The 19,543-nt window shown below is 70.5% G+C and carries 15 protein-coding genes and 1 pseudogene; 7 read left to right on the top strand and 9 right to left on the bottom strand.

Going from position 1 to position 19,543, the window contains the following annotated elements; all coding sequences use genetic code 11:
• Positions 1-789 (bottom strand): dGTP triphosphohydrolase (dgt, locus tag NE234_RS03895; RefSeq protein WP_252777387.1); only part of this gene is annotated, 789 nt, incomplete at its 3' end.
• Positions 790-864: 75 nt separating this feature from the next.
• Between dgt and NE234_RS03890 the strand changes: the two genes are divergently transcribed.
• Positions 865-1,368, top strand: a complete 504-nt coding sequence (locus NE234_RS03890; protein WP_252777386.1) for an NUDIX hydrolase — start codon at positions 865-867, stop codon at positions 1,366-1,368.
• Between the two features lie 71 nt (positions 1,369-1,439).
• Positions 1,440-3,047 carry a M48 family metallopeptidase gene (locus tag NE234_RS03885; protein ID WP_252777385.1) on the top strand — a complete coding sequence of 536 codons (1,608 nt, stop codon included), beginning with the start codon at positions 1,440-1,442 and terminating at the stop codon, positions 3,045-3,047.
• Positions 3,048-3,115: 68 nt separating this feature from the next.
• Here the strand turns inward: NE234_RS03885 and NE234_RS03880 are convergent, their stop codons facing one another.
• On the bottom strand, positions 3,116-3,493 hold the full coding sequence (locus NE234_RS03880) for a DUF4267 domain-containing protein (RefSeq protein WP_252777384.1): 378 nt from the start codon (positions 3,491-3,493) through the stop codon (positions 3,116-3,118).
• An 82-nt stretch (positions 3,494-3,575) separates the two neighbouring features.
• Between NE234_RS03880 and NE234_RS03875 the strand changes: the two genes are divergently transcribed.
• Positions 3,576-4,148: a TetR/AcrR family transcriptional regulator gene (locus NE234_RS03875; protein WP_252777383.1), complete on the top strand. Its 573-nt coding sequence runs from the start codon at positions 3,576-3,578 to the stop codon at positions 4,146-4,148.
• 141 nt (positions 4,149-4,289) lie between these two features.
• Here the strand turns inward: NE234_RS03875 and NE234_RS03870 are convergent, their stop codons facing one another.
• The 5 genes from NE234_RS03870 to ppdK form a co-directional block, all read right to left on the bottom strand.
• Positions 4,290-5,876, bottom strand: a complete 1,587-nt coding sequence (locus NE234_RS03870; protein ID WP_252777382.1) for a cellulose binding domain-containing protein — start codon at positions 5,874-5,876, stop codon at positions 4,290-4,292.
• A gap of 84 nt (positions 5,877-5,960) precedes the next feature.
• Complete coding sequence (locus NE234_RS03865; protein WP_252777381.1) at positions 5,961-7,595, bottom strand: cellulose binding domain-containing protein; 1,635 nt, start codon at positions 7,593-7,595, stop codon at positions 5,961-5,963.
• Positions 7,596-7,879: 284 nt separating this feature from the next.
• Positions 7,880-8,299 (bottom strand): PPOX class F420-dependent oxidoreductase, encoded by a 420-nt coding sequence (locus NE234_RS03860; RefSeq protein WP_252777378.1) that lies wholly within the window; start codon positions 8,297-8,299, stop codon positions 7,880-7,882.
• 49 nt (positions 8,300-8,348) lie between these two features.
• The gene (locus NE234_RS45165; protein ID WP_252777368.1) at positions 8,349-9,332 is read right to left on the bottom strand and encodes a YdcF family protein; all 984 of its coding nucleotides are present in this window, start codon (positions 9,330-9,332) and stop codon (positions 8,349-8,351) included.
• 33 nt (positions 9,333-9,365) lie between these two features.
• The gene (ppdK, locus tag NE234_RS03850; protein WP_252777360.1) at positions 9,366-12,026 is read right to left on the bottom strand and encodes a pyruvate, phosphate dikinase; all 2,661 of its coding nucleotides are present in this window, start codon (positions 12,024-12,026) and stop codon (positions 9,366-9,368) included.
• A 217-nt stretch (positions 12,027-12,243) separates the two neighbouring features.
• On the opposite strand from ppdK, the gene NE234_RS03845 reads away from it, so the two are divergent.
• Entirely contained in the window at positions 12,244-14,127 is a 1,884-nt protein-coding gene (locus NE234_RS03845; protein ID WP_252777358.1) for a glycoside hydrolase family 15 protein, read from the top strand.
• 184 nt (positions 14,128-14,311) lie between these two features.
• On the opposite strand, the gene secD is transcribed toward NE234_RS03845, so the two are convergent.
• Together secD and NE234_RS03835 are read right to left on the bottom strand one after the other, a co-directional pair.
• Entirely contained in the window at positions 14,312-16,471 is a 2,160-nt protein-coding gene (gene secD, locus NE234_RS03840; protein ID WP_252777357.1) for a protein translocase subunit SecD, read from the bottom strand.
• 1,330 nt (positions 16,472-17,801) lie between these two features.
• Positions 17,802-18,263 (bottom strand): ATP-binding protein, encoded by a 462-nt coding sequence (locus NE234_RS03835; protein WP_252777356.1) that lies wholly within the window; start codon positions 18,261-18,263, stop codon positions 17,802-17,804.
• A 188-nt stretch (positions 18,264-18,451) separates the two neighbouring features.
• On the opposite strand from NE234_RS03835, the gene NE234_RS03830 reads away from it, so the two are divergent.
• From NE234_RS03830 to NE234_RS45790, 3 genes and pseudogenes are all read left to right on the top strand, one after another.
• Positions 18,452-19,273 carry a DUF5753 domain-containing protein gene (locus tag NE234_RS03830; RefSeq protein ID WP_252777355.1) on the top strand — a complete coding sequence of 274 codons (822 nt, stop codon included), beginning with the start codon at positions 18,452-18,454 and terminating at the stop codon, positions 19,271-19,273.
• Complete coding sequence (locus NE234_RS03825; protein WP_252777354.1) at positions 19,270-19,389, top strand: DUF397 domain-containing protein; 120 nt, start codon at positions 19,270-19,272, stop codon at positions 19,387-19,389. Before NE234_RS03830 ends, NE234_RS03825 begins: the two co-directional genes overlap by 4 nt.
• Position 19,390: 1 nt before the next feature.
• A pseudogene (locus NE234_RS45790) lies at positions 19,391-19,486 on the top strand (DUF397 domain-containing protein); the annotation flags it as partial.
• Between the last annotated feature and the right edge of the window lie 57 nt (positions 19,487-19,543).

The following is a 19,543-nucleotide window of genomic DNA, read 5'->3' as shown; positions in this document are numbered from 1 at the left end:
CTCGGCACCCACTCCACTCGCTGCGTCGGGTTCGCTCCCGCTGACGGGTCGCTCGCCCTCCTCACTCGCTCCGCGGCCACCTCGTCCCTCGGCACCCACTCCACTCGCTGCGTCGGGTTCGCTCCCGCTGACGGGTCGCTCGCCCTCCTCACTCGCTCCGCGGCCACCTCGTCCCTCGGCACCCACTCCACTCGCTGCGTCGGGTTCGCTCCCGGCCCCGGCCCGCAGCCAGGCGAAGACCTGCTCGTCCTCCGCGTAGACGCCGTACTTGGCGCCGTCGCCGACCGGCGCGCTCCGCGGCCAGGGGTACTTCATCGCCGCGTCGAGCGCCGCGCGGGTGAGGTTCAGGCCGACGCTGCGCCCCTCGGGCGCGAACGACTTGGCCTCCAGCCGGGTCAGCAGGCGCAGGCTCTGCGCGTTGCCCTCGAACCCGCCGCACGCGGCGGCGACCTCGTCGAGCACCGCCTCGCCGTTGTGACCGAACGGCGGATGGCCGAGGTCGTGGGACAGGCACGCGACCTCGACCAGGTCGGGGTCGCAGCCGAACGCCTTCCCGAGCTCACGGCCGATCTGCGCGCACTCCAGGGAGTGGGTGAGCCGCGTCCGCGGGCTGTGCTGGCCGCGCTGGTCCCCCGCCGCGGGCTCGACCACCTGCGTCTTCGCCGCCAGCCGGCGCAGCGCCGCGCTGTGCAGCACCCGGGCCCGGTCCCGTTCGAACGGCGTGCGGCCGCGCCGCTTCGGCGGCTCGGGTGCCCAGCGCGCCGTGTCGTGCTCGGTGTAACCGGTCATCGGAGTCCGAGCGTATCCCGCACCGAGGTACCCGGCGGATCTTGTTCGTCACCGGGGGCCCTTAGAGTGCGGGTCATGCCCGACGGACCGTACCGGCGCAGAAGCGCCCGCGTGCTCCTGCTCGACGACGCCGACCGCGTCCTACTGCTCCGCCTCCTCCATGACCACCGCCGCCCCAAGCGCGGTCACTACTGGCTCACGCCCGGAGGAGGCGTCGACGACGGCGAGGCCCTCCACGAGGCGGCGGCCCGGGAGCTACAGGAGGAGATCGGCCTCATCGTCGCCCCGGAGGACCTCGGAACGCCGGTGGCGACGACCTCCGGGTACGCGGAGTTCAGCTGGGCGAAGGGCCTGTTCCGCGACGACTTCTTCCTTTACCGGGTCACCGCGCACGAGGTCGACACGGGCGGGCTCCAGCCGTACGAGGTGAAGCAGCTCACCGGGCACCGGTGGTGGACCGTGGACGAGCTGGCCGCCACCACGGAGGCCGTCTACCCCTTCGGGCTCGTGCCGTTGCTGCGGGACCTCCTCGCCGGCCGCCGCCCGGCCGAGCCCGTCCTGCTGCCCTGGCACCACTGAACCGGCCGTTCCGGAGATCGGCCACCGCGGGTTAGGGTCCTGTTCACCCCATCCGTACGTCTCGAGGCACCATGCTCACCACGTTCCGCGCCGCGGTCGCCGTCGTCCTGCTGGCGGGCTTCTACGTGCTCGTCGCCGTCATCACCGTCGGCACGGTCTTCTTCGACTTCTACGCGGTGAAGTACGGCCACGCGGGTGGTTTCAAGGTCGCGGCGCTGGCCACGTTCGGCGTCCTGGCGATGCTGCGCGGCGTCTTCGTCGTCGGCCGCCGCAGGCACGAGGAGGAGCCCGGCGTCGCGGTGTCGCCCCGCGACGAGCCGGAGTTGTGGCGCACGGTCGCCGAGCTCGCCCACCGGGTGCGGACCCGGGTGCCCGACGAGATCCGCCTCGTCCCCGACGTGAACGCCGCCGTCAGCGAGAACACCCGGCTCCTCGGTCTCGTCCCGGGGCGGCGCTCCATGTACATCGGCATCCCGCTCATGCTCAGCCTCACCGCCGACGAGATGCGCGCGGTGCTCTGCCACGAGCTCGGGCACTACAGCGGTTCGCACACCCGCCTCGGCGGCATCACCTACCGGGGCCGTACGTCGCTGATCAGGACGATCGAACGGCTGCGCAACCATGCCGTCATCCGCACGATCTTCCTGCTGTACGCCACGTTGTACCTGCGCGTGTCGCAGGCGGTGTCCCGGCGGCAGGAGCTGGAGGCCGACGCCGCGGCCGTCGCCGTCTCCGGGCGGCGGCCGATGGGCGACGCCCTGCGGAAGGTACGGGCGAGCGCCGCGGCCTGGAACTTCTACCTCGCCTCGTACTGCTCGCTGATCGAGCCGGCCCAGGCCCGCCCCGCGGACCTGTTCGCCGGGTTCTACACGCTGCTGCGGGAGCCGAGCCGGCAGGAGGAGCTCGCCAAGGTCGTGAACTCGCCCGAGGAACGCTCGCCGTACGACTCGCATCCGAGTCTGGCCGAGCGCCTCGCCGCGATCGCGACGCTGCCGGAGCCGGCCGTCCGTCCCGACTCCCGCCCGGCGCTGGCGCTGCTCGCCGACCCGCAGCGCGCCGCGCTGGCGACGCAGGCGTCGATGCTCACCGAAGAGGCGCTGCGCCTGCCCGTGCTGGACTGGCCGCAGATCGTCGAGCGCGGCCTGTACACCGGAGCGAACGCCGAGGCGATGAAGGACGTCTTCACCGCCGCCGCGCAGGCGGCGAACACGCCGCAGCCGACGGTCGACACGGTCCTGCGGATTCTCGCCGGAGGCGGCGCCGGCGACCTCGGCACCCGCCTCCGGATGGCGGGCTGGCAGGGCGATGACACCCCCGCCCTGGTGGCGCGGGTCGTCGCCCGTGCCTTCGAGGGCCTGCTCATCCAGGCGGGCCGCGCCCGTTACGTCTTCTCCTGGTCCGACATCGCCCGCCTGCGCGACGCCGATGGCGTCGAGGTCGACCTGACCGACCTCGTACGGCGGGCGGTCGACGACCCCGGTCAGGTCAACGCCCTGTACGAGGGCCTGCTCCGCGTGGGCATCACCCCGGCGGCCGCCCCGGCTCCCGAGCCGCCCCCCGCCGGCGCGGCCCCGGCCGGCGCGGCCCCGGCCGGCGCGATCCCGGGTCCAGGCGCCGTGCCCCCGCCACCCGGAGGAATGGGCCCGGGCCCCGTGCCCGGCTCGGGTCCGCTTCGCTGAGCGCCGAGGATCTCCGCGGCAAGAGCCACGAAGATCCTCGGCGGCGTTGTTCGTGGGCACGTGGATGCTCAGACGGCGAACAGCAGCGCGGCGCTGATGAGCACCATCACGGCGGTGGCGAAGTGGATGCCGAACGCCGTCGCCTTGGTGCCGCCGTGGCGCAGGACGATGAGCGTGTCGCCCAGCGGGGCGATCGCGACGACCAGCATGTACCAGCCGACGGCGTGCGCGCTCGCGAACGCGAGCAGGGCCGCGCCGAGGACGCCGTAGGTGAAGTCGCGCAGCCCCTTGATCGTCAGGTACGCGGAGTCTCCGTGCTCTTTGGCCGGCACACCGTAGCCTGCGGCGGCGGCGCGCGGCGCCAGCAGGAACCGCAGTCCGATGATCAGCACCAGGACGACGAGGACGATGGCGAGGCCGTAGGCGATGGGCGTGAGCATGAGCATCTCCGATTTCTAGCAGCGCTAGGAACAAGAACGACACTAGCAGAGCGGTGGTAGATGCGCTAGCACTGCTAGAATCGCTGCCATGTCAGTCAAGGAACGCCGGGAGCGCGAGCGGGCGGAGCGGGAACGGTTGATCGTCGCGGCGGCACGGGAGCTGGCCGAGGCCGAGGGCTGGGACGCGGTGACCACGCGCCGGCTCGCCGCCGAGATCGAGTACAGCCAGCCGGTCCTCTACAGCCACTTCAAGGGCAAGGACGCCATCATGGCCGCGGTCGCCGTCGAAGGCTGCGCCGACCTGGCCGCCGAGCTCCGCGCGGCCCGTACCTCGGCCGCCGACCCGCGGGAGGCCCTCGCCGCGGTCGCAGCGGCGTACTGCGTGTTCGCCGACCGGCGCCCCGCGCTGTACGACGCCATGTTCACGCACGCCGTCGACCTGCCGTTCGCCACCCCCGAGGCGCCGCCCGCCCTGCAGGAGGCCTTCGGCGAACTACGCGAGACGGTCCGGCCCCTCGCCGGAGACGACGATCTGGGGACGCTCACCGAGACCTTCTGGAGCGGCCTGCACGGCCTCATGACGCTCATGCGCAACGGCCGCATGCGTCGCGAGGGCCACGAGAAACGCCTGGCCATCCTCATCGGACGCTTCGCCCGCTGAGCCCCGCCGTCAAAGAACCGCGCCGAAGGCCGGGTGAGCGCGGTCACCCGGCGGACGAACCCCGGCTCTGCCCTGGCGGCCGTCCCCGTCCGGTGGGAGGACGGGAACGGCGCACAGGCCCCCTCCAGGACGTCCCGGACGTCAGCCCGTGAAGCCCTTGAAGATGTTGGTGAACTCGTACGTGCTCTGGCTGATGCCGCTGCAGGTCGGCGAGACGGAGCCGTTCGGGCAGCCGCCGTTGTCGCGGCCGACGGACCAGAAGCCGATGGACGCGACGTGGTTGGTCTGGGCGTAGCTCAGCAACTGGCGGGCGATGTCCTGCGTGGTGGTCGGGCGGGTGTCGTTCTTACCGATCATCGGAGTGAGGCCGAGCATGCCCTTGAGCTGGGCGTCGCTCTTACCGGGCCAGACCTGCTTCATCTGCCCGAGCGTGGAGTCGGCCGCGGCGACCAGGGCGTCGCCCCACGATCCGGAGTACCCGAAGTCCATGAGCATCGGGTTGACGGTGACGTTCAGGCCGCGGGAGGCGGCGTCCTGCAGGATCTGCACCGAGAACGGGTCCACGCCGTAGTCCGAGGACTGCACGCGCAGCGTGTACGTGACGGCGGTGCCGCGTGCATCCTGCAGCTGCTTCAGGGCGGTGTTGACCTGCGCGACCGGGATGGACGCCTCGACGTCGACGTCGAGGCGGTTGCTGCCGACGGCGTCGAGCGCCTTCTCGTAGGCGGCGAGCAGCGCGGAGGAACTGCCGCAGGTGTTCTCCAGGTACGGCCCGACCGCGCCGCCGGTCGCGACCGTGACGTCACCGCCGACGCTCTTGAGGTCGTTGACCTCGCCGATGACGCGTGAGTCGTTCAGCGGGATCGTGCCGCCCCATGACGGGTTGCATCCGGTGCTGTCGGCGAGCGCGAACGCGAGGGTGAAGTGCTTCTGTCCGGTCGCCGTCGCCACGTCCTTCAGCGTCGGGCTGGCCATCGTGATGTCGACGTACGGCGAGAACCGGCCGCTGCCGGTGCCGCCGCCTCCCCCGCCGCCGGCGGCGTCGGTGGTGGCGCTGACCGTGGCGCTGTAGGCGGAGAAGTTCCCGGCGGCGTCCTTGGCCCGGACCTTGAAGGAGTACGACGTCGAGGCGGCCAGCCCCGACACCGTCGCACTCGTCCCCGAGACCGTCACCGCCAGAGATGAGCCCTGGTAGACCTCATAGCCGGTCACCCCGACGTTGTCCGTCGAAGCCGTCCAGGACAACGACACACTGGAAGACGTGTGCCCGGTCACCGTCAGACCGGCCGGCGCGCTCGGCGGCTGCGTGTCCGAACCACCGCCACCACCTCCCCCGCCGTCACAGGCCGCCCCGTTCAGCGTGCAGCCGGTCGGCGTACCGCTCCCCGAGGCCACGAACCCGAACGACACCGACGCACCGGCGGCGATCGACGCGTTGTAGTCCCGGTTCTTGAACGTGTAATGCGACCCCGACTGGGTCAACAACGCATCCCAGTACGTACCGACCGACGAACCCGACGGCAGATCGAACGCCACCGTCCAGCCGTTGATCGCCGACGAGCCGTTGTTCGTGACCGTGAACTGTGCCTGGTAACCGCTCCCCCAGTCCGACGTCTTGGCGAACGTCGCCGTGTTCGCCGCCGCGTACGCCGAAACGGCGGTCAGCACGACGGCGAGGGGCAGGAGCAGCATTCCGACGACCAGGGACGCGATCCTGGATCTCTTCAAGGCGGGGAACCTCTCTCGTGGGCCGGCTTCGGATGGAGACCGGCTCCCGGCCGCGCCGGCGGGAGGAACGACCGGAGCCGGAGCTCAACCGGCGAACTGACCGATGATCTTGGCGAAGTCGTACGGCTGCTGCGTGACGCCGCTGCACTTGCCGTCCGCCCAGCCGGTGGTGCCGGTGCACTGCCGGTCCCGGTTCAGCGACCAGAACGACAGCCGGCCGAGGTGGTGCTGCTGCGCGTAGCCGAGCAGCGTACGGAAGGTGTCCTGGGTGAACAGCTCGCTGGGCTGGTCGGTGTGGCCGTTCATCAGGATGAGGCCGGTACGGGCGTAGAGGCTCGCGTCGGACAGGTCGGGACGCAGCGCGGCGAGCTGGGTGTGCGCGGCCTCCATCACGTTCTGCACGTCGGCGGCCATGGACGCCGCCGGGCCTCCGTAGTCGAACGCCATGACGGCGTACATGTCGATGTCGGCTCCGTTGTCCTTGGCGCGCTGGATCTCGGCCTTGTCCAGGTCACTGAGGCCGACGGTCGTCACCGGCATGGTGAGGGAGACCTCGAGCGCGCGTCCGGCCGCGGCCGCGTTCTGCTTGAGGATCTTGATGGCCTGGAAGCGCCGTGTCTCGCCGGCGACGTCGCCGAGGTCGTCGCCCTCGATGTCGAAGTCGACGTGGGTGAGGGAGTACTTGTCGATCACCTGCTGGTACGCCTGGGCCAGCGATGCGGCGTCGGAGCAGGCGGCACCGAGTTCGAGCCCGTTGTAGCCGCCGAAGGAGACCGCGACGTCGCCGCCCGCCGCGCGTACGGCGTCGACCTGGGCCTTGACGGCGGTGTCCGAGGAGACCGTGAGGCCGGCGTCGCCGTCCCAGGTCGGGGTGCAGCCTCCGCCGTTGGGGGCGAGGACGAAGGCGAGGACCAGCGACTTCACGCCGCTGCCGGAGACGATCGCGGAGATCGGCTGCGGGTCGTTGTCGAGGGGCATGAAGTACGGGGCCGCCCGCAGGCCCCCGGACGGAGGCGGCGGGGTGCCGCCGCCATCGGTGGTGGCGCCGACCGTGGCGCTGTACGCGGAGAAGTTCCCGGCGGCGTCTTTGGCCCGGACCTTGAAGGAGTACGACGTCGAGGCGGCCAGCCCCGACACCGTCGCACTCGTCCCCGAGACCGTCACCGCCAGAGACGAGCCCTGGTAGACCTCATAGCCGGTGACCCCGACGTTGTCCGTCGAAGCCGTCCAGGACAACGACACGCTGGAGGAGGTGTGCCCCGTCACCGTCAACCCGGCCGGCGCACTCGGCGGCTGCGTATCCGAGCCGCCACCACCTCCTCCGCCGCCGTCACAGGCCGCGCCGTTCAGCGTGCAACCCGACGGCGTGCCACTGCCCGACGCGACGAACCCGAACGACACCGACCCGCCCGCCGGGACCGAGGCGTTGTAGTCCCGGTTCTTGAACGTGTAATGCGACCCCGACTGGGTCAACAACGCATCCCAGTACGTGCCCACCGACGAACCCGACGGCAGATCGAACGCCACCGTCCAGCCGTTGATCGCCGACGAGCCGTTGTTCGTGACCGTGAACTGGCCCTGATAGCCGCTCCCCCAGTCCGACGTCTTGGCGAACGCGGCCGTAAGCGATCCGGCGGCGTGGGCGCGCCCGGTGGTCAGGACGCCGAGCACGAGGAGACAGGCGGCGAGGATGGTCAGGGCACGCGGGCGAACACGCACGGGTCCTCCTTGCGGGCGCCCGCGCACAGGCGCGGGCGGGGTCGCGTCCGGCGATCAGAACCCTGTCGCTGTCGTTCGGGCGAGCCCCCGGAGGCTTGCGCCTGCGCCGTACCTGAAGCGGCAGTCGATCCGAGTAAGCCCGATGTGAACGGGAGCCGTCAATACCTTTAGGAAGGTTTCCTAATTGATAAATCCCGCCCCCGGCGGACCGCTCGTCAGCGCCTAGACCAGGCGACGTCCGATTCGACCGAAAGGACGAATCGGACGGCCCGGAATCCGCCGTCTCAGCCGATGTCCCGGGCGTTGAGGTCCGGGTGGTCCGGATCGATGTGCCAGCTGTTGACCCGGCCGGGGTGGATGCGGATGACCTCGTTGCTGAAGAACCCCGGTGCCAGGGGCGGCTCCTCGACGGCGAGGGTCTCGGCGTTCCCCCGGATCTCGACGCCGCGACCCCAGCCGGGCTTGACGGCGCCCGGCTCGTCGGGCGTCATGTCGTCCACGACGAACGCCACCACCGGATTGGCCTGGACGTTCCGGTACTTCTGGCTACCGCTCAGGTTCGGCCCGCCGATGTCGATCGTGTCGTCCTCGTTCAGGCGGAAGCCGACCGGCCGCACCTGGACGGTCCCGTCGGCGGCGACGGTGGCCAGGCGGCCGAGGCTCTGCCCGGCCAGATACGCGCGTTCCCTGTCAGTGAAGATCATGCTCCGAGGCTAGAACCTCGACCGCGCTTGAGATCAAATCTCGGAGACCTCAGGAGTCACCGTGCCAGCGGCCGATGAAGACGTACCAGAGGTAGCCGCCCGTCTCGCGGACGATGTAGTGGAACTGGGTGTCCCGGCTGCCGACGGTGGGCCCGCTGCGGGTCGGCGAGGTGACCGCCTTGATCCCGTTGTCGTCGGCCATCGTCCGGGAACGGAGCGCGTGCCAGGGGTCGGTGACGATGACGGCGGTGTGCCAGCCCTGCCGCTTGTACTCCTTCCCCACGTCGATCATGCTCTGCAGGGTGTCGCTGCCGCTGCGCACCGCGACGATCCGGTCGTTGGGCACCCCGTGCTCGTTCAGCCACGCCTTGCCGGTGCCGGCCTCGGTGTAGTTGTCCCCCGGCCGGTTGCCGCCGACGGTGACGATGTGCGGGGCCACGCCCTCGCGGTAGAGCTTCAGGGCGTGCGTCAGCCGCCACTCGAGCACGGCCGAGGGCTTGCCGTTGTACTGCGCCGCGCCGAGCACGATGATCGCGTCGGAGCGCCGGTGGTCGTCTTGGCGCGCGACGTACCACACGCGGAACCCGGCGAACAGCGGCGTCCCGATGATCAGGACGAGCAGCAGGTAGACGACCCGCCGCACCCACCGCCAGCGGGAGCGCCGGCGCGGCCGGCCCCCGCCGCCCGCAGGACCCTCGCCGGCGCCCCGGTCGGCGCGCTCGCGGGGCCGTTCGAGGACGCTGGTCTCTCCGTCCCGGGGCACCTCGCCCTCACGCTCGCCGAGGACGCTCGTCCCCTCGTCCCGGGACGCCTCCCCCTCGCGTTCGCCGAGGACGCTCGTCCCGTCGTCGCGGGAACCCTCGCCGTCGCGGCGCCGGCCGGGCAGATCCTGCCGCGTCGTATCCGGCCGCCACTGCGGCAGGTCGCTCCGGGTCCGTGCCGGTTCGGCCGGGACGCGCGTGGCGTCCCGGCCGAACTCGACCGTCGGCTCGCCGCGGTCAGGCTGCTCGGTGATCGCTCCTCCGTCTCGCACGACCCGTTAGACGCGGTCGACCGGGTCGGTGGTTCAGCGACTGTCGCTCCCTGACGACTGTATAGCCGCCCGGCCGGCCTCCAGCCGCGCGACCGGGACCCGGAACGGCGAGCAGGACACGTAGTCCAGGCCGACCTCGTGGAAGAAGTGGACCGAGTCGGGGTCGCCGCCGTGCTCGCCGCAGATGCCGAGCTTGAGGTCCGGGCGGGTCTCGCGGCCCTTCTCGGCGGCCACCCGTACGAGCCGTCCGACGCCGTCGACGTCGAGGGTCTCGAACGGGGACACGCCGAAGATGCCCAGCTCCAGGTAGCGGCTGAAGAACGCCGCCTCCACGTCGTCGCGGGAGAATCCCCACGTCGTCTGGGTGAGGTCGTTGGTGCCGAAGGAGAAGAACTCCGCCGCCTCGGCGATCTGGCCGGCCGTGAGCGCGGCGCGCGGCAGCTCGATCATGGTGCCGATCGGCGCCTCGACGCCGACCTTCCGCAGCACCTCCTCGGCCTGGTCCCGGATGAGCTCGAGCTCCTGGACGGCGACGACCAGCGGGATCATGATCTCCGGGCGCGGGTCGCGGCCCGCGGCCTTCTGCTCCGCCGCCGCCTCGGCGATCGCGCTGACCTGCATGGCGAACAGGCCGGGGATGACGACGCCGAGCCGTACGCCGCGCAGGCCGAGCATCGGATTCTCCTCGTGCAGCCGGCGTACGGCGTCGAGGAGCCTGCGCTCGTCGTCGGAGGCCTCCCCGGTGGCCACCTTGACCGACAGCTCGGTGAGGTCGGGCAGGAACTCGTGCAGCGGAGGGTCGATCAGGCGGATCGTCACCGGGCTGCCGTCCATCGCCTCGAAGATCTCGGCGAAGTCCTGCTTCTGCAGGGGTTTGAGCGCGTCGAGGGCGGCCTGCCGCGCCTCCTCCGTCTCGGCGAGGATGAGGTCCTCCACGAGCTGCCGCCGGTCGCCGAGGAACATGTGCTCGGTGCGGCACAGGCCGATCCCCTTCGCGCCGAACCTCCGGGCCCGCGCGGCGTCGGCGGCCGTGTCGGCGTTGGCGCGTACGTCGAGGCGGCGGCGCGCGTCCGCGTGCGTCATGATCCGGTGCACGGACCCGACCAGCTCGTCGCCGTCCTCCACCGACAGCGTCCCCTCGAAGTACTGCACCACCGGTGAGTCGACGACCGGGACCTCGCCGAGGTAGACCGCGCCGGAGGACCCGTCGATCGAGATGACGTCGCCCTCGGAGATCGTCACGCCGCCGGGCGCGGTGACCTTCCCCGCTCGTACGTCGACCTCGAGCTCCTCGGCGCCGCAGACGCAGGTCTTGCCCATGCCGCGGGCGACAACGGCGGCGTGCGAGGTCTTGCCGCCGCGGGAGGTGAGGATGCCGCGGGAGGCGATCATGCCGTCGAGGTCGTCGGGGTTGGTCTCGCGGCGGATGAGGATGACGTCCTCTCCCCGCTCGGCCAGTTCGACGGCGCGGGCGGAGGAGAAGACGGCCTTGCCGACCGCCGCGCCGGGCGAGGCGTTCATGCCCTGGGCGATCTTCTTGGCCTTCGCGTCGTCGGCGAAGCGGGGGAACATCAGCTGGACGAGCTGGTCGCCGGTGACCCGGCCGACGGCCTCGTCCTCGTCGATGAGGCCCTGCTCGACGAGCTGGCAGGCGATGCGGAACGCCGCGGCGGCGGTCCGCTTGCCCACGCGGGTCTGCAGCATCCACAGCTTGCCGCGCTCGATGGTGAACTCGATGTCGCACAGGTCGCGGTAGTGGTTCTCCAGCGTCTCCATGATCTGCAGGAGCTCGTCGTAGGAGCGCTTGTCGATCCGCTCCAGCTCCGCCAGCGGCACGGTGTTGCGGATGCCGGCGACGACGTCCTCGCCCTGGGCGTTCTGCAGGTAGTCGCCGTAGATGCCCTGGTGGCCGCTCGCGGGGTCGCGGGTGAAGGCGACGCCGGTGCCGGAGTCCATGCCCAGGTTGCCGAAGACCATCGCGACGATGTTGACCGCGGTGCCCAGGTCGGCGGGGATGCGCTCCTGACGGCGGTAGAGGATGGCGCGCGGGGCGTTCCAGGACTCGAACACCGCCTTGACGGCCAGGTCCATCTGCTCGCGTGGATCGGTGGGGAAGTCACGGCCCGCGTGCTCGCGGACGATGCCCTTGAAGGTCTGGACGAGGCCCTTGAAGTCGGCGGCGTCCAGGTCGAGGTCGTTGTCGACGCCCTTCGCGCGTTTGGCGTTCTCGAGGGCCTCTTCGAAGTGCTCGCCGTCGATGTCCAGGACCGTCTTGCCGAACATCTGAATGAGCCGCCGGTAGGAGTCCCAGGCGAACCGTTCGTCCCCGGCGTGCTCGGCGAGCCCGTGCACGGACTCGTCGTTGAGGCCGACGTTGAGGACGGTCTCCATCATTCCCGGCATCGAGAACTTGGCGCCGGAGCGCACGCTGACGAGCAGCGGGTCGTCGGCCTGGCCCAGGCGCTTGCCCATCTGCTTCTCGAGCGCGTCGAGGTAGCGGTCGATCTCCTGGTCCAGGCCGTCCGGAACGCTTCCGTGCTCGAGGTAGTGCCGGCAGGCTTCGGCCGTGATCGTGAATCCCGGCGGAACGGGAAGGCCGAGATTCGTCATCTCGGCCAGGTTCGCGCCTTTGCCCCCCAGCAGATCTTTCAGGTCCTTGTTGCCCTCGGTGAAGTCGTACACGTACTTCGGCATGGGAGACTCTTTTCCCTCCGGTCCACGCTGAATGCGGCGACTCTACCCAGCTCTCGGTGAAGCGATCGTCACTGTCAGCGCTCGCCGATCTTTGCGCAGGTCAGCACCGGTGTAGTGGTCTATTCCAATACCGACATTCCCCCCATTCGACCCCAATAGCCCTCGCCGGGCAGCGCGGCGTGTGCGTAACATGCCACTGCTGCGCGATGATGTGCCGATGAGGCCTGTGACCAATCCCGGGGCTGGTGAGGCGTTCGCGCCGATCGCCGATTACGGGTTCCTGTCCGACACCGAGACCACCGCGCTGGTGGCCCCGAGCGGCAACATCGAGTGGATGTGCCTGCCGCGCATGGACTCCCCGAGCGTCTTCGGCTCGTTGCTCGACCGCGACGCCGGGTACTTCCGCGTCGGACCCGCGGGTATCGAGGTGCCCGCCGCCCGCCGCTACATCCCCGGCACGATGGTGCTGGAGACGACCTGGTGGACGCCGGGCGGCTGGCTCGTGGTGCTCGACGCCCTGCTCATGGGGCCCTGGCACCATGAGGACCAGCGGTCCCACACCCACCGCCGCGCCCCGACCGACTACGACTCCGACCACGTGCTGCTGCGCGTGATCCGCTGTGAGAACGGCCAGGCGCAGGTCCGCCTCGACTGTATGCCGATCTTCGATTACGGCCGGGAGAGCGCCAAGTGGGAGCACTCCGGCGTCGGCTACCACGAGGCCGTGGCCCGGGGGAACGGCATCGAGCTGCGGCTCACCAGTGACCTGAACATCGGGTTCGAGGGGTCGCTCGCCACGGCCCGTACGCTCATCAAGGAGGGCGAGAGCCGCTTCGTCGCGCTGTCGTGGAGCGAGCACCGGCCGCCGCAGTCGTGCGAGGAGGCCCAGGAGCGGCTCACCTGGACCGTCCACCACTGGCAGCACTGGCTCGACCGCGGCCGGTTCCCCGACCACCCCTGGCGGGCGCACCTGCAGCGCAGCGCGCTGACGCTCAAGGGCCTGACGTACGCGCCGACGGGCGCGGTCGCGGCGGCGGCCACCACCTCGCTGCCGGAGACGCCCGGCGGCGACCGCAACTGGGACTACCGCTACACCTGGATCCGCGACTCGACCATGGCCCTGTGGGCCTTCTACACGCTGGGCTTCGACTGGGAGGCCAACGACTTCTTCCACTTCATCACCGACGTGGCCGAGGCGGCCAACGGGCACCTGCAGATCATGTACGGCGTGGACGGCCGCGCCGAGCTGGAGGAGTCCACGCTCGACCACCTCCACGGCTACGACGGGGCGCGCCCCGTGCGCATCGGCAACGGGGCCTACACCCAGGCGCAGCACGACGTCTGGGGCGCGATCATCGGCTCGATCTACCTGTACGTCCGCAAGCGCGACCGGCTCGACGACCGGCTGTGGGGGATCATCGTCAAGCAGGTCGAGGCCGCTCTCCAGCACTGGCGCAAGCCCGACCGGGGCATGTGGGAGGTACGCGGCGAGCCGCAGCACTTCACCTCGTCCAAGCTGTTCTGCTGGCTCGCCGCCCATCGGGGTTCCCAGCTCGCACGGATCCGCGGCGACGAGGAGCGGGCGAAGCGCTGGCGGGACGCCGCGGACGAGATGCACGCCGACATCCTCGCGAACGCCGTCGACGAGCGCGGGGTCTTCGTCCAGCACTACGGCAGCAAGGCGCTCGACGCGTCCGTGCTGCTCATCCCCATGCTCGGCTTCCTGCCGGCGGACGACAAGCGGGTCCGCGAGACGGTGTTCGCGATCGCCGACGAGCTGACCCAGGACGACCTCGTCCTGCGCTACCGGACGACGGACACGGACGACGGGTTCGACTCCGAGGAGGGGACCTTCACGATCTGCTCGTTCTGGCTGGTGTCCTCACTGGTCCTGATCGGCGAGTTGGAGCGTGCCAAGACCCTGTGCGAGAAGCTGCTGTCGTACGCCAGCCCGCTTCAGCTGTACGCCGAGGAGATCGACGCGCACAGCGGACGGCACCTGGGCAACTTCCCGCAGGCGTTCACCCACCTGGCCCTGATCAACGCGGTGATGCACGTGATCCGCGCGGAGGAGGAGCTGCGCGAGGTGCCTCGCATCTGACGATCCGCGAAAAGCCAAATCATAAAAGGTAACAGATACAGCAAATACTGAGAAAGGTCCGAGTTGCGGCCATAAGCGGGCATTGACCGATACGACGGTGAACCCTACCGTTCAGTAACGGCCCCGCCAGGCCCCAGCGCGAACCCGGTGCCGGTTCCCCCCTCCCGGCACCGGGTCGCCGGAATCAGTCCGCCCGCTCCAGCACGAGCGCGACCGGCGTCGCCGTGAACACGCTCGACCAGGTCCCGACGAGGATCCCGGCCAGCAGCGCCACCGCGAAGTCGGTCAGCGAGTCGCCCCCGAACAGCGCCAGCGCCGCCAGGATGAACAGCGCGCCCATGCCGGTGTTGACCGTACGCGGCACGGTCTGCAGCGCCGCGCGGTTCGCCACCCGGGCGAACGGCGCCTCCGGCTCCGCCGCCCGCAGCTCCCGGATCCGGTCGAAGACCACCACCGAGTCGTTGACCGAGTAGCCGATGATCGTGAGCAGCGACGCGAGGAAGATCCCGTCGACGGGCCGGCCCGTCCAGGCGAACAGCCCGGTGACGATCACGACGTCGTGCAGCATCGCCAGCACCGCCCCCGCCCCGAACGTCCACCGGAACCGGATCGCCAGGTAGACGAGCTGCCCACCGAGCGCGGCGCCCAGCGCGATCACCGCCTTGTTCCGCAGCTCACTGCCCATGCTCGGCCCGACCCTCTCGTCACGCTGCTTGGTCACCGTCCCGCCCTCGTGTCGGAGCGCCTCCTGGATGCGGTGCTCCTGCTGGTCGCTGAGGTTCTGCGTACGAACGGACACGCCGTCCCCGCCGGACGCCTGGACGACGGCGTGCGGGAACCCCGCGTCCGACACGGCCCGACGTGCGGTGTCCACGTCGACCGCCCGGCTCGTGGAGTACTCGACGAGCCGGCCCCCGGTGAACTCCACCCCGAGGTTCAGCCCGCGTACGGTGATCCCGGTGATCGCCAGCAGCACCGCGACCGCCGACACGGACAGCCAGAGCCGGCGGCGCCCCATCAGGTCCGGGCTCCGCCGCTCGATCCCCCGCCGCACCCGCCCGGCGCCGGCCAGCCCCGTCAGCGACGGCCGCGCGGCGACGGGCCGCCGGCCGGCCGCCCACTCGGCGAGCACCCGCGTGACCAGCAGCGCCGACACGAACGAGGCCAGCACGCCGATCGACAGCGTGATGCCGAACCCCCGGACCTCCCCCGAGGCGAGATAGAACAGCAGGCCGGCGGCGAGCAGTGTCGTCATGTTCGAATCCGCGATGGCCGACCAGGCGTTGTGGAAACCCCGGCCCAGCGCCGACCGCACTCCCCTGCGCGGCAGCGCGGCGTACTCCTCCCGCGCTCGCTCGAAGACCAGCACGTTGGCGTCGACCGCCATGCCGATGGCCAGCACGAACCCGGCCAGCCCCGGCAGCGTGAGCGTCGCACCCATCGCGCTGAGCACCGCGTACGAGATCAGCGCGTACGACGCGAGCGCCACCGTGGCGATCACGCCCATCAGGCGGTACACCCAGATCACGAACAGCGCCGTGAGCAGGACCCCGATCACCGCGGCCTGGGCGCTCGCGTCGATCGCCGCCGCCCCGAGGGTCGGCCCGACCGTCCGCTGCTCGACGACGCCGACCGGCACCGGCAGCGCCCCGCCCTGGATCAGCGCCGCGAGGTCCTTGGCCTCCTTCTCGCCGAACCGCCCGGTGATCTGCGTCGATCCGCCGGTGATGCCGGTCCCGCAGCGTACGCTCGGGTCGACCTGCGGCGACGAGATGACCTTGTCGTCGAGGAGGATGGCGACCCTGCGCGCCGGATCACCCGGCGCGGCGCAGGCCGCCTTCGCGGTCAGCCGCTGCCACGCCGCGTCATGACGGAAGCCGACCGATACGAACCAGCCGCGCAGGTCCTGTGGGTCGAACCCGGCCTGCGCCCTGCCGACGTCCTCCCCGGTCAGCGCGACGGGCCCGACCCGCAGCGGCCCGCCTTTCTCGTCCACCGTGGCACGCCCGCCGTCGGCCACGGCGGGGCGGAAGGACAACTGCGCGGTACGCCCGATCACCGCCGTGGCCTGCCGGGCGTCCTGCATGCCGGGCAGTTCGACGATGATGCGCTGGTCGCCGGAACGGGTCAGCGTCGGCTCGGACAACCCGAGCGCGTCGATCCGCTTGCGCAGCACCTCCACGGCGCGGTCGGTGGATCCCCGATCGGCCTTCGCGTACGGGGAGTCGTGGGTCTGCAAGACGATCTGAGTGCCCCCGCGCAGGTCGAGTCCGAGACGCGGAGACGTGGTGAGGGCAATGAGAACTGAGGCGGCGATGACGGCGAACGCCAAGAGCGCTCGCACCGCCGTGGCACGAGAAATGGGAAGCCTCCATACGGGCCGGCCCGGCTGAACCGGGCCACGGGTGGGACCCGCCACGCCTGTCGGGCGGTGGCGGGACGAGGATCAGGAACCCGTGATGGAAGGCGGCCCGCGCCCACGCGGAGTGAGCGGCGCCGTACCGCCCGGCGCCCGCACGGCATCGACGACCGCCCCGATCAGGCGCCGGTCGCTCCTGACCGCCACCTGCCCGGTAAGGACCGCCGGGCCGGCCGGCGTCGTGTGGAGCGGCAACGAGACACTCGCCGCGGCCCGGACCCGGGGCGTACGGTTCTGGTCGGCGCGCACGACGCCACGGGAGACGGTCGCCGCCGTGGCATACGCCGACCCGGACACGGCCGCGACCGTGACGGAACCAGACCCGGAGACCCCGGCCCCCGCGCGAACCCCGAAGATCCCGGCCGATCGCACATCGACCGCCGACCGGGAAGAGCCCACCGGCCGCGCATCCGCCGCCGACCGGGAAGAGGCCGCCGACCGCCCATCCGCCACCCGCCGGGGAGATGGCGCCGACCGCCAGTCCGCCGCCGACCGGGGAGAGGACGCCGATCGAGCGTCGGCTGCCGGACGGAGGCCGGCCGCCGATCGGAGATCGGCCATCGCGGTGGAAATACCGGCATCGGCTGCCGAGGCTGAGGCGGTCGCCGCCGGGATGGCCGCGGACGCGTGCGCCGCGATCGCGGGGTCGACGGCGAACCCGAGGATGGCGAGGAAAAGGACCAGTACTCGGAGCCCGCGGGTCATGCGTTCGCTCACGCCCGCCCCTCCGCCACCGATGATCTTCCCGAGCCCACCGTAACCGATGCCCGCTCCCGCGACATCCGATTCCGCCCGCCCCGACCGGAACAACGCTGACGATCGGATCGACCGTCAGGTCCGCTTCGTCCCGCGCACTGCCGCCGTCTTCTCCCAGTCCCGGAACTCATGGCACCCCAAGGCTCGGAAAGCCTTCCACCACCGCCCGACTTGCCCGCCTTTATCGGTATCCGCGCCTGAGCACGCCACGCTCCCCGAGCGTTTTGCACGCCCATCTGGGGTCCCGCGCTCACCAGCCCACGCGACACAGGACGTTGCCGCCGCCGTGACCGGCGAAATCCGGCTATCCGGACTCAGGACGTGCGACACCGACGGCCACGAGTCAACGGTGACGGCAAAACGGCAAGCGCGACGGCAATCCTCGCCGACCCTTGAGACGCTCCGATCACGAAGTGGCGGCCCATACCGAGCAGATGGTCAGGCTTGGCGATCAGCCCTGCTCCCAGATGTTAGGAGCGTACTTCGACGAAGTACGCTCCTACCTTTTCCTTCGCCGAGCGTTCTGCGCGCTCACCGGGGTGGATACGCCCCGGTCGCCGACGATCGCCCATACCGTCCGGCCGCCGTCGTCGTGCAGCCTCCACCCCCAGTCGTCCGACCGCGTCTTGACGAGCGGCAGGCTCGGCCCGTCCGTCCGAGCGGCCTGATGATCCGGGGAAGTCTCGCTGGTGTCCCACACCTCGACCAGTACTGCGCCGTCGTCTTGACGCGACAGGGTGATGTCCACGGCGTCACTGACCTGCATCGCGTTCTCGACGAGTTCCACTGCTACCAGCCGCACGCTGTCGCCCCTTCCCAGAGTCCTCCAGGCGGTGAGCGCCATCTCCACGAGCAGAGACACTTGGTCGACGGCCACCGGATGCGGCGGGAGTGGGAGCCAGTACACGCGATGCTCCGACTGCTGCGCCGCCTTCTCGCCGGCGCTTGTAACGATTGACACGGCGCACTCTCCTTGATTCTTCTCCTGGTGACTCGAGCGCACGGCGGTTCCAACGACACTCGGCCTCCCTGAACCACATGACTAGTCTCATCCGTGCGATTACGCTTAGCTACAAACCGCGTCAGACCGCGGTGTGACCCAGCAGCCGATCGACGAAACCGCACACGGCTCACCCCCGGAGGCCGGCCATGGTGGCACAGCGTGACCCGTACGAGTCCCCCACGATCCGAGCGTTCGCCGCAGAATTGGAGACGTGGCGTACCGACGCCCGACTGTCCAAGGTCGAGTTCGCCGAGACGCTCGGGTACACCCCGCAGCTGATCGGTCAGCTCGAAGCCGCCAAGAACATCCCATCGAAGAGATTCGCCGAGGACACGGACACGTTCTTCAAGACCAACGGCGTATTCGTCCGGCTATGGAAGCTGGTCAACGACACTCGCCACCTCGCCGCCCTGCCGCCGGGATTCCCCGAATTCGTCGAGCGGGAGGCCCAGGCGGACGCGATCCGGGTCTTCGGGCTCCTGCTGGTCACGGGCCTACTCCAGACCGAGGCGTACGCGCGCGAGATCCTGCTGACCGTGCAGCAGCCGGACGTCGTCGACCGGTTCCTCGCCTCGCGCATGGAGCGTCAAGCGATCCTCGCCCGCGACAAGCCACCACGCCTGTGGGCGACCTTCGACGAGAGAGTTCTGCGTTGCACGGTCGGCGGCCCGGAGACCATGCGCGGTCAACTCGAACATCTGCTGGAGGCATCCGAACGCCCCAACATCATGCTCCAGGTCGTGCCGATCAGCGCGGGCGCCTACGCCGGGCTGGAAGGCAGCTTCACCTTGCTGAGCTTCGACGGCAGACCCGACACCGCGTACACCGAAGCGGCCGGTCGAGGACAGGTCGTGGAAGACCCGTCCGGGGTCGCGGACTTCCACGTAAGGTACGACTTGATCAGGGGACATGCCCTTCCAGTGGCGGAATCCCGGATGTTGATCAAGTCGATCAGGGAGAGCCTATGAACACCCCCGACTTGTCGGCGGCGCAATGGCGCAAGAGCAGTCGCAGCGGCGGAAGCGGCGGCGAGTGCGTCGAAATCGCCGTGCTGTCCGCGCCGGGCGACCGCTGGGCCGGATGACGCCTGGCGCAAGAGCAGCCGCAGCGGCGACACGGGCGGCGACCGCGTCGAGGTCGCCGTACAGTTCGCTCCCACCGGCCGCCGCAGGACCGGGTGACCCTCACATCGATCTTCAGTAGGTAGGGAAGAGCCCCTGTCCGATCACGGACAGGGG

Origin of the sequence: Actinoallomurus rhizosphaericola, from assembly GCF_024055675.1 — a bacterium.
Taxonomy (GTDB): Bacteria; Actinomycetota; Actinomycetes; order Streptosporangiales; family Streptosporangiaceae; genus Actinoallomurus; species Actinoallomurus soli.
Note: the sequence above shows the minus strand (reverse complement) of the source record. Positions and strands in the feature narration are given on the sequence as shown.